The following is a 13,743-nucleotide window of genomic DNA, read 5'->3' as shown; positions in this document are numbered from 1 at the left end:
ATCGAGGGTCGCAGACGGCGTTCTGATCGCCGACGCGTTCGGGACGGCGTCGTGGGCCTGATAGGCATAGGTCTGTCGCTGGCGATGGCCGCGACGAGCGCGGCGCAACAATCGACGCTGGAACGCTCGCCCCTGTCCTATGCCGAGGCGGACGCCCGTCTGAGATCGACGTCCTCCCTGACGCGCGCGGCCGACTACGGCGTCGAGGCCGCGCGGAAACAGGCGGAGGCGGCGGCCGGCCTGCGGCGTCCCACTGTCGCGATCGACGCCCAGGCGATTCGCTATCACAAGAGTTTCGATCTCTCGCTGACCAAGGCATACGACGCGGCCCAGATCGAACTGGGCGAGGCGATACCGGGACTGATCGCGGACCTGCCGGGTCTGCCCGGCGACATTCTCCAGACAATCGGCCAGCGACTCCAGGCCGCCCTGCCCGAGGTGTTCGCCGCCCTGCCGTCCGACGTGCGGCTTGAGGTCGAGGACACCGCCTTTCGGCCCACCGTGACGGCGCTCCAGCCCATCTATACGGGCGGCGCCATTCCCGCGCTGCAACGCGCCGCCGCCGCCAACAGCGATTTGGCGCAGGCGCGGCGGCGCGAGGCGATGGACCTGGAATCGGTCAACCTGGCGCGGGCCTATTTCGGCCAGGTCCTGGCGGCCGAGGCGGTGCGGATCGCCACCGACACCCGCGACGGGTTCGATCTGCATCTGCGCAACGCCCGGCGGATGGAGGAGGAAGGCGTGCTCAGCCGATCCCAGCGTCTCCAGGTCGAGGTCGCGCGCGACGCGTCGCAGCGACAGCTGGAGCGCGCCCAACTGGAATACGACAACGCCGTCCAGTCCCTGGGCCGCGTGGTGGGCGTCGAGGCCGGTGTGCAACCCACCACCGCTTTGTTCGTCAACCGCGCCTCCGTCGGTCCGATGGACGTCTTCGTGAGCCAGGCCGTCCAGTCGAACGCCCGCATCGCCCAGGCCCGGGCCGGGCGTGACCTGGCCGAGGCGGGGGTCGATCTGGCGGTCTCGCGCCTGCGGCCGTCGGTCTACGCCTTCGGAACCTACAACCTGAATCCCGACAACGCCCTGCCGACGGAGCCGGATTGGGCCGTCGGCGTCGGCGCGCGCTATACGCTGATGTCTTCCATCGACCGGCGACGCATGGCCGGCGCGGCCCGCGCCCAGGCGATGGCGGCCGGCGAAGGCGAGCGCCAGGCGCGCGACGACATTCGCCTTCTGGTGACGCGCGCCTACAATCAGGTCGAGTTGTCGCGCCGGCAATTCCTGTCGATGGAGTCCAGCCTGACGGCCGCCCAGGAGAATCTGCGCGTGCAGGAGATCGGCTTCCGCGAGGGCGAAGCGACCGCAGCGGCCGTGGTGGACGCCCGCAACCTTCTGGGCGCGGCCCGGCTGCAACGCGCCGCCGCGGCCTATGAATACGACCTCAGCCTGGCGGCCTTGCTGGCGGCCGCCGGCGGCCAGCAAGGCCTCGACGACTTCCTCGAACGCGACGACCGGATCAGCGCCCCATGAGCGAGACGCCCGCCCCTTCTCCGCCAGCTCCGACCCGTCGCCGTCCGCTGCGCTTCTGGCTGATCGCGGTCGGCGTCGCCTTGCTGCTGGTGTTCATCGTCGTGGGTCTGGTCCTGGCGGCGCGGCCGCCCGCAGACCAGGTCCAGGGCATGGTCGAGGCGGAAACCTTCACCGTGGCGACCAAGGCGCCCAGCCGCGTCGAACAGCTTCTGGCCTCGGAGGGCCAGCAGGTCGCGGCCGGCGAGGTTCTCGCGGTGCTCAGCAGCCCCGAGATCGAAGCCAAGGACGCCCAGGCCCGCGCCCTGCTGCAATCCGCCCAGGCCGTCCAGTCGATGAGCCGCGAAGGCGCTCGCCCCGAAGATGTCCGCTCGGTCGAATCCGTCTGGCGCAGCACCCAGGCCGCCGCGCGTCTGGCCGACCAGACCGCCCGGCGCGCCGAAGCCCTGTTCGCCGAAGGCGTCATCTCGGCTCAGCGCCGCGACGAAGCCGTAGCCGCACGCGCCGCGACCGCCTCCCAGGCCGAGGCCGCGCGCCAGCAATACCTCAAGGCCGCCGCCGGTCTGCGCCCGCAGGAGCGCACGGTCGCCGACGCCCAGGTCAGCGGAGCCCAAGCGGCCGTCGCCGAAACCGACAGTCTCAAGGCCGAGACGCGCCTGGTCGCGCCACACGCCGGCGAAGTGTCCCAGCGCTTTTCCAACGTGGGCGAACTGGTCCTGATCGGCGTGCCGGTCTTCACCATCGTCGATACGGCCGATCCGTGGATCACGTTCACCGTGCGCGAGGATCAGTTCCACGATCTGAAAATCGGCGCGACCCTGACCGGCGACGTTCCCGCCCTGGGCCTGAAGAACGTCGCCTTCCGCGTCACGGCGATCAGCCCGCAGGGCGAGTTCGCCACCTGGCGCTCCACGCGCCAGTCTGGCGGATATGACGTGCGCAGCTTCGAGGCCAAGGCCAAGCCGGTCCAGCCGATACCGGCTCTGCGTCCCGGAATGAGCGTTCTGTTCGACTGGTCGCGGCGGTGACGGCCGACACCGGCGGATTCCGCGCCGCCGTCCAGGCCGAGACGCGGCTGTTGACCACCCGGCCTTGGGACGCCTTCGTCGCCTTCGGCCTGCCGCTGATCCTGCTGGTCGTCATCGGGGCCATGCTGGCGTCCGGCGTCATCCGTCACGCACCCACCGCCGTGGTCGATCAGGACCGTTCCGCCTTCAGCCGCGCGGCGATACGCAACATGCAAGCCAGCGCAGGCGTGCGCGTCGCCTATTCGCCCGCCACCCTGGACGAGGCCCTGAGCCTGATGCGGCAAGGCAAGATTTACAGCATCGCCCACTTCCCCGCCGGGTTCAGCCGAAACGCCTTTCGGCGGCCAGAACAGATAACGGTCTATTTCAACGGCGCCTATCAGACTGTCGGCGCCCTGTCTGCGACGGGCCAGAGCGTCGCGATCGCCGCCGCCGCAGCGCCGATTCTGGAACAGCGCGCGCGACAGATGGGCGCGCCGGCCTCGACGCTCCAGCCGCCCGCGGTCCAGGTTTCGATCGTCGGCAATCCACAGCTGAACTTCGAACTGTTTCTGGGCGGTCTGCTGGCGCCGGGCGTGCTGCATCTGCTGGCGGCCTGTTCGGCGGTGCTGGCGGTCGGGCGGCTGATGGACGGCGGCTCGTTCAAGGCGTTCCGGCACGCCAACCCGGGCCGCACGGCGGCGGCCCTGATCGGGCGGCTGCTGCCGCATTTCATCGTCTTCACCCTGTGGGGGTTCGCCTGGATCGTCTGGCTGTGCGGTTTTCGCGGCTGGGGCGTCGCCGGGTCCCTGCCCCTGCTTCTGCTGGGAATGGCGGCGCTGATCGCCGTCAGCGTCGCCCTGTCGGCCCTGCTGGTCGCGGCGGCTGGCGATATCGACACAGCCTTTTCGGCCACGGCCGTCTATGCAGGCGCCGCCATCGCCTTTTCGAACGGCACCCTGCCGCTGGACCACGCTCCCCGGTTCGCCCGGATCTGGAGCGACATCCTGCCCTACACCTATTACCTTCGCCTCCAGACCAGCCAGATGGTGACGGACGGCGCGATCTCCGGCGTCCTCGGCGACCTCGCGGTTCTGGGCGTCGTGACCGTTGCGGCGCTCGGTCTGGCGATCCTGGCCGTGGCCTGGCGTGGAAAGCGCGAGCCGAAGACGGAGGCCCTGTCCTTTCCCCTGCCCCAGCGCGGCTTCCTGGCGGCCTTCGGGGCCGTGTTCGCCAACATCGTCCGCACCCGGCCCGTCGCCAGCCTGCTGATCCTCGCGGTCGGCCTCTACGCCTTCTATTATCCGGCCGCCTATTCCGGGCAGACCGCCACCGGCCTGCCGCTGGCGGTGGTCGCAGAGACCGACACCCCCCTGGTCCGGACCCTGATTCAAGACCTGGACGCCGCCCGCGCCATCGACGTCGCGGCCGTCGCCCGATCGACCGCAGACGCCCAGGCCTTGATGCGACGCGGCGCGGTCGACGGCGTGATCGTCCTGCCCAAGGGGTTCGAGGCGGGACTGGCGCGCGGCGCGCCGGAGGGGGTGGCCGTCTATCTGAACGGCGGCTATCTGGTCCGCGCCACATCGGTCGGCAAAGCCGCCGCCGCGGCGGTTCTGCACGTGATCGAGAAGCGGCTGGATGGCCTGCCCGAGGTGGCGCGCGCCGCCCGTCTGGCGCCGACCCTTCGCCAGGAATCGCTGTTCAACCCGACCGAGGGCTATGGCGACTACGCGGTTCCGGCTGTCAGCGTCATCATCCTTCAGCAGACATTGCTGCTGGGCGCCGGCGTCATCGCGGCCCTGCGGCGCGAGACCCGGGCCGCGCCCGTCCGTCTATCGTCGCGGCTGGGGCTCTGGGCGGCGCTGACGCTCATCGGAACCCTGTCTACCCTGCTCTATTTCGGCTTCGTCTTCTGGGTTCAGGACTACCCGCGTGGAGGCGACATGACCGGCGTCCTCGTGACCGCGCCCCTCTTCGCCGCCGCCGTCTCGGCGCTGGGCCTCTGGCTGGGCGGCCTGTTCGACCGCCATGAACGGGTGCTTCAGGTTCTGGTGGGAACGTCCGCACCGCTGTTCTTTCTGGCAGGCTCGGCCTGGCCTCACTTCATGATGCCTCAACCCCTGGTCTGGCTGGCGCACCTGTCGCCTTCGACCGCCGCCGTGCCTGCCTTCGTCGGCTTCAACGCCATGGGGGCCAGTCTGGCCGAGAGCTGGCCGCGCGTCGCCCTGCTGGCGGGCCTGGCCGTTCTCTATGGCGCGCTGTTCCTGCTTCGGACAGATCGAGCGGACGATCCGAAGATCGCCGCCCGTCCCTGAAGCACGACTTCCTCAGCCTCCGTGGGCCTTCTGCGCCTTGGTCAGTTCGATCATGCCCTGGGCGGCGCCCATGTCGGGCACGATCTCGCCGTCGCGATCGGAGATGGCGTCGAACCGCGCCGCCACCTGTTCGGGCGCTTCCGGCCCCACGATGAAGTCGCCCTGGGTCAGGGTGACATAGGCGCGTTCAAAGCCGCCGGCGCCGGCCGCCAGGATCGCACGGGTCGGAGCGTCCTTGCTGACCAGATACAGCAGGCCGGGCGTCACCAGCGCCGGGGCCAGCGCCTCCAGCGGCAAGGCCGCGCCCAGGTCCTCGGTCATGCGGGTGTGGGCGGTCGGCGCGAGGCAGTTGACGCGGATGTCGTTCTTGGCCCCCTCGATCGCCAGGGTCTGCATCAATCCGACCAGCGCCATCTTGGCCGCGCCATAGTTCGCCTGACCGAAATTGCCGTAGAGGCCCGAGGACGAGGTGGTCATGACGATGCGGCCGTAATTCTGCGCCCGCATGATCTCCCACACCGCCTTGGTGCAGTTGACCGCCCCCATCAGGTGCACGTCGACGACGAAGCGGAAGTCGTCCAGCTCCATCTTTGCGAAGCTCTTGTCGCGCAGCACCCCGGCGTTGTTCACCAGAATAGCGATGCGGCCCCATTTGGCCATGACCTGATCGACCATGGCCTGTACGGCGGCGAATTCCGTGACGGAGGCCGCATTGGCCATCGCCTCGCCGCCCGCGGCCTCGATCTCGGCGACCACGGCCTCGGCCGCCGTGGCCGATCCGCCCGAGCCGTCGCGCGCCCCTCCCAGATCGTTGACCACCACCTTGGCTCCGCGCGCCGCCAGCGCCAGGGCGTGCTCGCGCCCCAAACCACCGCCGGCGCCCGTAACGATCGCCACCTGTCCGTCAAACCGCATCCGTCGCTCCTCGCCGTTGTTGGAGCGACAGGATCATCATGACCGGGCGTCAGGCAAATGAATTGAGTCTTCCAATCCGGAAATCCGGACGGACGACGCGCTCGGCCATTACCGCTTGACGGGACAGGTCGCCTCCGTGTCGTGACTGACCAGGCCGATGTCGGCCAGCGACAGCGCCAGCGGCGTCGTCGAGGCCAGGACGAACGGCGCCTCGACCGCCGCGACGTCGGCGCGCGCCGCATCGAAACAGGCCAGCCGGACCCTGATCTGCCGCCATTCGCCGACCCGGCCCTGCGCCAGCAGCGGGGCGATGTCGATCCGGTCCTGTCCAAAGCCCAGTTCGACCGGGCCGGTCGGCACGGCGTCCAACCGGGCGGAGAAGGCCAGGACCATGTCGCCGTTGCGCTGACGCGAAAGATCGACGGGCTGACCGAAGATCACCGCCTGCGCCGGACCGGAGAAGGTCAGAGCCATGGCGCTTTCCTGGGCCGAGCCGTCGGTGGCGCGGACGGACAGGTTGGCCCGGGGACTGGAAGCCGCAAGCCGTTGTCCCACCCTGGCGTCGCCGCCATCGTCCCTCAGTATCAGAGACCACGGCGCCAGCACCCGCCCGTCACGGAAATAGCCGTCCAGGTTGCCGCGCACCACGACGCGACCGGGGTCTTCCGCCAAGGTCCCCACCTGGGCCGGCCGGGCGTAGCTCAGGCCGTATCCATAGGCGAACTGCGGATCGTATCCGGGCTCGCCGACGTTCAGCACGTCCTGATCCGCCGTCTTGGGCCAGGAAAAGGACAGCCGCCCGGTGAAATCGAACGGCGCGCGGCCGTCTGGACCCGCGACCAGGACGTCGGCCACGCCCGCGCCCTCCGTTCCCGGCAACCAGGCGGCGACAAAGGCGTCGGAGGCGTTGATCTCGGGATTGGTCCACAACGGGCGGCCGCTGAGGAAGACCGACACCGTGGGAATACCCGCCGCCTTCAGCCGGCGCAGCAGCGCCAGAGGCTCCTCGGGAGCGAAATCCAGGGTCTCGATGTCGCCCTGGAATTCGGCGTATGGCGTCTCTCCGAAGACGACCACCGCCACATCGGGGCGTTCGACATAGTCGCCGTCGGGCCGCAGGTCGGCGACGCCTCCGGCGGCCGCGACCGCCGCCTGCAGACCAGACCAGATCGAGGTCCCGCCGGGGAAGTCCGCGTTGGTGGTGTCGGCGCCCTGCCACGTCACCGTCCAGCCGCCCGAGGCTTGGCCGATCGAATCCGCGGCGCCGGCGACCAGCACGCGCGCGCCCGGCCGGATCGGCAGGACGCCGCCTTCGTTCTTGAGCAGGACCAGCGACTTGCGCACCGCCTCGCGGGCCAGCGCACGGTGGTCGGGCGACCCCAGAACGTCCGTCCGGCCTTCCAGTGCGCGATCGCGATCGAAGACGCCTAGCTTGACCTTGACCCGCAGGATGCGACGAACGGCGTCGTCCAGACGCGCGGCCGAAATCTGGCCGGCGCGCGCCTGGGCCAGGGTGTTCGCATAGAGGCCGCGCCAGCTGTCGGGCGCCATGAACATGTCCAAACCGGCGTTGATGGCCTGGGCGCAGCTTTCGTTGCTGCAGCCCGGAATCTGGCCGTGGGCGTTCCAGTCTCCCACGACGAAGCCCTTGAAGCCCATGCGGGACTTCAGCACGTCTGTCAGCAGCGAGGGGTTGCCGGTCGTCTTTACGCCGTTCCAGCTGGAGAAGGACGCCATGACCGTCAGGACGCCGGCGTCGATGGCCGGCACATAGCCCTGGGCGTGGACGGCGATCAGTTCCTCTTCGGAAATGACCGCATCGCCCTGGTCCGCACCGCCTTCGGTGCCGCCATCGGCCAGGAAGTGCTTAGCCGAACCGGCGATGTGGTCCGCCGACAGCGGACGACCGGACACCAGTTCGCCCTGAAGACCCAGGGTCATCGGACCGGCATAGGCGGCCACGATCTCCGGGCTTTCCGAATAGCCTTCGTAGGCGCGCCCCCAGCGGTCGTTCCGAGGGGTCGCCAGGGTGGGGCCGAAGGTCCAGTCGGCGCCGGATGCGGCGACTTCCTGGGCGGTGGCCGCGCCGATCCGCCGGATCAGATCCGGATCGCGCGCCGCGCCCAGGCCGATGTTGTGCGGAAACAGGGTCGCGCCGACGATGTTGTTGTGTCCGTGCACGGCGTCGATGCCGAACATCAGCGGAATCGCCGCGCCCGGCCGTTCTGCGGCGGCCGTGCGGAAGGCCCGCGACAGGGCGACCCAAGCCTCCAACGGCGCCCGTTCATCTCCGCCGGGCGCAGAGTTCCCCCCCGCCAGGATGGAGCCGATCGGATAGACGGCGAGGTCGGCCGGCGTGATCGAGGCGATGTCGGCCTGGATGATCTGACCGACCTTCTCTTCCAGCGTCATCCGCGCCATCAGATCGCCGATGAAGGCTTCGGTGCGCGCGTCGGTGATCGCGGCTGGGCTGGCGGCGGCGGGCCAAAGAGCCGGATTCGCCCGGGCCGCGGCCGGAATGGCCTGGGTCGTCGCGGTCTGGGCGCGGGTCGCGCCAGCGCCCCCCGAAAGGACCGCCGCAACGGCTAGAACGGACACGAGCATGCGACGGGACGCGGGCATACGGAACCTCAAGGCGAAAAGACGGGCGGCGCGGCGCTCAAGCCCCGCGCCGCCCCAGGCTCAGGAGTTTAGAAGTTGGCCCGCAGACGCAAGCCTGCCGTGCGCGCCTGGTTCAGGAACAGAACGTTGACCACCTGATCCGACACCAGTTGCTTGTCGACCACCGTCTTGTCGAACACGTTGTTCACATAGGCTTCCAGACGATAACGGCCGTTCGACGTCTCCCATCCGGCGCCCAGATTGACCGTCACATAGCCGCCCTGGCGCGCCCAGAAACCGCCCTCGCGCGCTTCGGTGCTGCGCAGATAAGGGCTGGCCGGCGGCGCGTTCGGATTGACGGTCGTTCCTTCCATCGAAGCCTTGAAGGCGTCGTAGGCGGCCTGGCCGGCGGCGTCCGTCGGACGCGCCGTGAACTGGATCACCGGGCTCTCATTGTAGATGTTCAGGTAGTAGGACGACCGATAGTTGGCCAGCAGGTGGAAGTCGGCCCGGCCACCGAAGACGTCCGCCGTAGTCTGAAGGTGGGCGTTCAGGTTCACCTTGGAAACGTTCGGCAGCTCGTTGCCGGCGATGTCGATATTGAAGTTCGGCGTGCCGTCGGCGTAATCGGTCCCGCGCGTGTCGGTCAGGGCGCCAGTGTCGGCCTTGGCGTCGATATAGGCGGCGATGACGTCCAGACGCGTCCGGTGCGGAAGATCGAAACGGGTCTCGACCTCGAAGCCCTTGATGGTCGACTGGGCGACGTTGATGTTCTGCTGCGAGAAGCCCGCGCTGGCGTTGTTCGGCCCCGTGCCCAGCGACACGAGCGTCTGGAACACCTGATCCGAATAGTCATAGTAGAAGACGTTGGCGTTCAGGTCGATGCGGCCGGTCGCGGGCCGGAAGGTGTTCTTGGTTCCCAGTTCGTACAGCGTAACGGCCTCGGGCGCGAAGGTCGGCGCCGTCTGCACGCCGTTGACGGTGATCGTGTCGTTGAACCCGCCGGATTTATGCCCGGTCGAGATCGCGCCGTAGAACAGATTGTCGGCCGTCAGGTCATATTCGAAGCCGACGCGGTAGTCGTTGAACGAGTCCTCGTAGGAGCCGACCTGCGCGCCCGGCGCGGTGATCTGGAAGAAGCTGTGCTGGCCGTTGGCCGGGCAGACCTGTCCTCCATAGGCGGGCTGGGTGTCCGGACGGTTTACGCAGGTTCCGTTCGGCCGGGAGCCGTCCGCGACGCCGGCGATCTGGTCCAGGAAGGTGTCGCGCGCGCCAGGCGTGAAGGCGCCCAGGAAATACCGCGCCGCCTCCTGGTTGTTCGTCGGCGCGGCATAGCTGGCGCGTCCCGTGAAGATCGGCCGGAAACCCTCGGTGCCCAGGCGCGTGGTGAAGCAGCAGCCGTAGCCTTCCGATCCCAGACCCAGCGACCAGTTGCCGCCGATGCCGTTCCTGGACTTGTTCTCTTCGGTGTAGCGGAAACCGCCCTTGATCCGCAGTTGATCGGTCACGGGATAGGTGACATCGACGTAGGCGGCGAAGGAGTCGGAGTGAACGTCGGGAAAGGTGAACTCAGTACCCGAATAGAACATCCCCTTGTCCACGAGAGACAGGTAGCCGACTTCTTGCTCTTCCTTGAAATAGAACAGGCCCGCAGACCAAACGGCCTTCGAGTCGGCGGGAGAGGACAGCCGCAGCTCATGAATGTCCGACTTCGACAGGGTCAGCCAGTATTGAGTGCCGAAGTTGTCATAATCCACGTCGGCTGCGCCGTAGCCCGGGCGAACGACGCCCTCGTTGGAGGCGTTGACCTGATAGTAGTCCACGCTGCGTCGGCTGGCGGAATATTCCAGCACGGCGGGGCCGAAGTCGTATGACGCGTTAAGCGCCAGGCCCCAGTTGTCGTTCTCCACCAGGCCTTGCGGCCCGCGATACAGAACCTCGCGCAGTTCCAGCTGATCCGGCGTGCCGCCGTTGACCAGACCGTTGCGAATATTGGTGGCGGGATAGCCGGTGCCGCGCTCGGATTCGTAATCGCCCATCAGGCTCAGGCGGAAGCGGTCGTTCGGCTGGTACAGATAGGTGGCGCGCGCCGAGAACAGTTGCTGAATGCCGGTAGGATCCAGGGATTGGTCGTTGCCCACATTCTTGTAGGCTGTGCCGCGATCCACGCCATAGACCGCCAGACGCAGCGCCTGATCGTCGCCGATCGGCAGGTTGACCGCCGCCTCGTAACCCGTGGTTTCCAGCGTGCCGACTTCACCTTGGGCATAGCCCGACCTCTCGCCCAGGCGCGGCATGTTGGGGATGATGTTCAATGTGCCTGCGACGGCGTTGCGCCCGCGCAGCGTGCCTTGCGGTCCCTTGGCGATCTCGACGCGGGCGATGTCGAAGAACATGCCGCCCAGGCCGCGCGGGCGAGGCAGATAGACGCCGTTAAGGTGCGTAGCCGCCGACGGGGTCCCCCAGTTCGGTGTTGTTCGCCGTGCCCACGCCCCGGATGTAGATTTGGACGTTGCCTTCCTGGTTGGCGATCGACAGGCCCGGCACGGCCGATTGCAGATCTTCGATCTGATCGATGCCGACGGCGCGCAGATCCTGGCCCGAGATCGCCTGCGCCACGCCGGCGTAGTTCTGCAACGACTGGGTCCGGCGCTCGGCCGTGACCACCACCTCGTCGACCTCAGAGGCCTTCTGGTCGGAATCGGCCGGCGGGGCGCTCTGGGCCCAAGCCGGCGCCGTCGCGGCCGCGATCGCCAATGTCGCGCACCCAAGCAGAAGCGAATGTCTGAAATGGATCATAGCTTACCCTCCCCGCGGTCCCTGTTCTCCAAGGCTCCATGTGAAGACGCGTTGAAGCCGCGCCTGTTTCGAGCGTGAACCTGACCGGATTTGACAGCGCTGTCAACGCTTCTCGAAATTCATTCGAGCGCTCGCGCCGAAAGCCGCTCCACGAGGGCGTAGGGCACCTGTTCGGCCTCGACCTTCTGTCCACGAGCCCCAGCCAGCAGCATGCGAGTAGCGGCGGCGGCCATCTCGGCGACGGGCTGACGGATGGTCGTCAGCGGCGGCGTGCTGAGCATCGAACTGGGCGTATCGTCGAAGCCGCAGACCGAAACGCCTCCGGGCACGGCGACGCCGAGGGCAGCGGCTGCGTTGAGGACGCCCAGCGCCATATCGTCGTTGCTGGCGAAGATCGCGGTCGGCCGATTCGGGCGCTTCAGCAGCGTCTCCCCCGCCCGGCGACCCGATTCGAAGGTGAAGTCGCCTTCGATCAGCAGATCCGGTTCGACGGTCAGATCGTGCTCGGCCAAGGCCGCGAGGAAGCCCTCGCGTCGCTCCTGGCTGGCGGCGTAGGCGGCCGGACCGGCGACCAGGGCGATCCGGCGGTGGCCTAGAGCAATCAGGTGCGTCGTCATGTCGGCGGCGGCCTGGCGATCATCCATGAAGACCCGCATCCCGCGTCCCGGGTCCTGCTCGGCCCCCAGACGCACGAAAGGCGTGCCCGCCCGCTCCAGAATGTCCAGCACCAGAGGATCGTCCGAGTTCGGCGGCGTCAGCAGCACGCCGTCGGGTCTCAGCGCCCGCAACAGCGACACCAGGCGCGCCTCCAGGCTGGGCGAGCCGTAGTCCACCAGTTCGACCAGCAGGTGGTATCCGGCCTTGCGACATTCGACCAAGGCGCCGAATTCCAGACGACTGAGGTAGTCGTTCCCGCGCCCGCTGCGCCAGTGCTCCAGCGTCAGTTCGGCGTCCACGAAGGCGGCGATCAGATAGGACGACGCGCCCGCCAGGGTTCGAGCCGACAGATTGGGACGATAATCCAGGCTCTCGACGGCCGCCTGGACCTTTGCCTGCAACGCCGCACTGACATTTGGCTCGCGGTTCAACACGCGCGAGACCGATTTGATGGAGACTCCGGCTAAAGCCGCAACATCGTAGATTGTCGCCGCCATGGCCGCCTTCGTTCCCCGGGCGCGGTCCGCGCTGACGGCCCGACCCTTTCCGTATGCTGTCTTTGACGGTCGTCTTGCAACAATTCGCTCGCGGATGACGGGGACAATCGCCACTGTTCGCCCATGCGAACAGGTGCAGAGGTTGAGGTGCGGCCGGCGGGTCGCGTGGGGCCGGGCTTCGTCGCGGTCCTGACGCTGGCCTATATCGGCGCCTTCATCGCCTTCGTTCCCCTGCTCTCGCTGATCGTGCCGCTTCAGGCGCAGACTCTTGCGCCGGGCGACAAGATCGGCCTGCTGAGCCTGGTTTCGCTGTGGGGCGCTCTTACGGCCAGCGTCGCCAATCTGGCGGCGGGCTGGGCCAGCGACCGGACACGCGGGCGATTCGGCCGCCGGCGGCCGTGGATTCTGGCCGGGCTTGCCGGTGTGATCCTTGCTTACGGCCTGATCGCCACTGCGCCGTCGCCTCTTGCCCTCCTGGCCGGCGTCATGACGTTTCAGTTCGCCTTCAACCTGATGTTCGCGCCCCTGACCGCCATCCTGGCCGATGTGGTTCCCGATGTGCAGAAGGGTCGTGTGGCCGCCTTCCTTGGCCTCGGCGCGCCGATGGGGGCAGCCGGCGGCGTTCTGATTTCCCTGCCGCCGTTCGGCGGACCCGCCGCGCGGCTGACGATTCTCGGCGTCCTGGTTGTGGCGTGCGTCGTTCCGTTGGTGTTGAGCTGGCGCGAACCCCCAGGCTCTTCGCCGCACAGAAGGGAGGCCGGACCGCCCGCTGCGCGCGCCCTCCTCTCGATCGACTTCGGCTTCGCCTGGGCCTCGCGCTTCTGCCTCCAGATCGCGGCGAGCGTCGTGAACGCCTATATGCTGTTCTATCTGTCGGATTATGCGCGTTACGCCGAACAGTTTCCCGGATCGACGGTCGAAAGCGGGCTGGCCCGCCTCATCGCATTGTCGACCCTGCTGGTGGTGGTCTCGGGCTTCGTCGGAGGCTTGGCGTCGGATCGCCTGGGCCGACGCAAGCTGTTCATCGTCGTGGCCTCCGTGCTGCTGGGCTTCGGCCTGATGATCTTCGCCTTCTGGCCGCAATGGCCGGGACCTCTGGTCGGCTACGCCTTCTACGGCGTCGGCTTCGGCCTCTACACGACCGTGGACGTGGCGCTGGTGGCGCAAATCCTGCCGTCGCGGCGCGATACGGCGCGGGATCTGGGGATCATGAACCTGACCAACACCCTGCCGGCCGTGCTGGCTCCGGTCCTGGCCTTGACGGCCCTCGGCGCCGACCGGCAGGACTGGCCTATGCTGATGGGCCTTTCGGCCGGCATCGCCGTCGTCGGCGGCCTCGCCGTACTCGGCGTGCGGCGCGTGCGCTGACCAACGGTTGTCGCGGTGCGGCGGCTTGCTTTATGCCATGGCCGAAAGGAGCGTGCC

Annotated in this window: 9 protein-coding genes; 4 read left to right on the top strand and 5 right to left on the bottom strand. The window is 68.2% G+C overall.

The window, feature by feature from the left end; all coding sequences use genetic code 11:
• Window positions 1-51: 51 nt before the first annotated feature.
• The 3 genes from ACWPV3_RS07530 to ACWPV3_RS07520 are packed head-to-tail and all read left to right on the top strand — an operon-like array spanning window position 52 to window position 4,849.
• Window positions 52-1,527, top strand: a complete 1,476-nt coding sequence (locus ACWPV3_RS07530) for a TolC family protein (protein WP_453977462.1) — start codon at window positions 52-54, stop codon at window positions 1,525-1,527.
• A complete protein-coding gene (locus ACWPV3_RS07525; protein WP_453977461.1) occupies window positions 1,524-2,552 on the top strand; it encodes an HlyD family secretion protein in 1,029 nt (342 codons plus the stop codon). The genes ACWPV3_RS07530 and ACWPV3_RS07525 overlap by 4 nt, the downstream gene beginning before the upstream one ends.
• Window positions 2,549-4,849 (top strand): ABC transporter permease, encoded by a 2,301-nt coding sequence (locus ACWPV3_RS07520; protein WP_453977460.1) that lies wholly within the window; start codon window positions 2,549-2,551, stop codon window positions 4,847-4,849. The genes ACWPV3_RS07525 and ACWPV3_RS07520 overlap by 4 nt, the downstream gene beginning before the upstream one ends.
• Window positions 4,850-4,861: 12 nt before the next feature.
• Here the strand turns inward: ACWPV3_RS07520 and ACWPV3_RS07515 are convergent, their stop codons facing one another.
• The 5 genes from ACWPV3_RS07515 to ACWPV3_RS07495 all read right to left on the bottom strand — a co-directional run bounded on the left by ACWPV3_RS07515 (window position 4,862) and on the right by ACWPV3_RS07495 (window position 12,318).
• Entirely contained in the window at window positions 4,862-5,764 is a 903-nt protein-coding gene (locus ACWPV3_RS07515) for an SDR family NAD(P)-dependent oxidoreductase (protein WP_453977459.1), read from the bottom strand.
• 108 nt (window positions 5,765-5,872) lie between these two features.
• Window positions 5,873-8,386: a glycoside hydrolase family 3 protein gene (locus ACWPV3_RS07510; RefSeq protein WP_313453404.1), complete on the bottom strand. Its 2,514-nt coding sequence runs from the start codon at window positions 8,384-8,386 to the stop codon at window positions 5,873-5,875.
• A 68-nt stretch (window positions 8,387-8,454) separates the two neighbouring features.
• Entirely contained in the window at window positions 8,455-10,761 is a 2,307-nt protein-coding gene (locus ACWPV3_RS07505) for a TonB-dependent receptor (RefSeq protein WP_453977458.1), read from the bottom strand.
• A gap of 37 nt (window positions 10,762-10,798) precedes the next feature.
• Window positions 10,799-11,122, bottom strand: a complete 324-nt coding sequence (locus tag ACWPV3_RS07500) for a hypothetical protein (RefSeq protein ID WP_453977457.1) — start codon at window positions 11,120-11,122, stop codon at window positions 10,799-10,801.
• Window positions 11,123-11,283: 161 nt separating this feature from the next.
• Window positions 11,284-12,318, bottom strand: coding sequence for a LacI family DNA-binding transcriptional regulator (locus tag ACWPV3_RS07495; protein WP_453977456.1), 1,035 nt, complete (start codon window positions 12,316-12,318; stop codon window positions 11,284-11,286).
• 147 nt (window positions 12,319-12,465) lie between these two features.
• Here ACWPV3_RS07495 and ACWPV3_RS07490 point away from each other — a divergent pair, with 147 nt between their 5' ends.
• Complete coding sequence (locus ACWPV3_RS07490) at window positions 12,466-13,686, top strand: MFS transporter (RefSeq protein WP_453977455.1); 1,221 nt, start codon at window positions 12,466-12,468, stop codon at window positions 13,684-13,686.
• Window positions 13,687-13,743: the final 57 nt, after the last annotated feature.

Source organism: Brevundimonas sp. Marseille-Q4549 (assembly GCF_976940555.1).
This window is presented reverse-complemented; position numbering and strand designations above follow the sequence as displayed.

Bases quoted from the DNA above. Each gene is read 5' to 3' on its own strand.
- ACWPV3_RS07505 (WP_453977458.1), bottom strand. From the start codon at position 10,761: ATGTTCTTCGACATCGCCCGCGTCGAGATCGCCAAGGGACCGCAAGGC.
- ACWPV3_RS07495 (WP_453977456.1), bottom strand. From the start codon at position 12,318: ATGGCGGCGACAATCTACGATGTTGCGGCTTTAGCCGGAGTCTCCATC.
- ACWPV3_RS07525 (WP_453977461.1), top strand. From the start codon at position 1,524: ATGAGCGAGACGCCCGCCCCTTCTCCGCCAGCTCCGACCCGTCGCCGT.
- ACWPV3_RS07515 (WP_453977459.1), bottom strand. From the start codon at position 5,764: ATGCGGTTTGACGGACAGGTGGCGATCGTTACGGGCGCCGGCGGTGGT.
- ACWPV3_RS07510 (WP_313453404.1), bottom strand. From the start codon at position 8,386: ATGCCCGCGTCCCGTCGCATGCTCGTGTCCGTTCTAGCCGTTGCGGCG.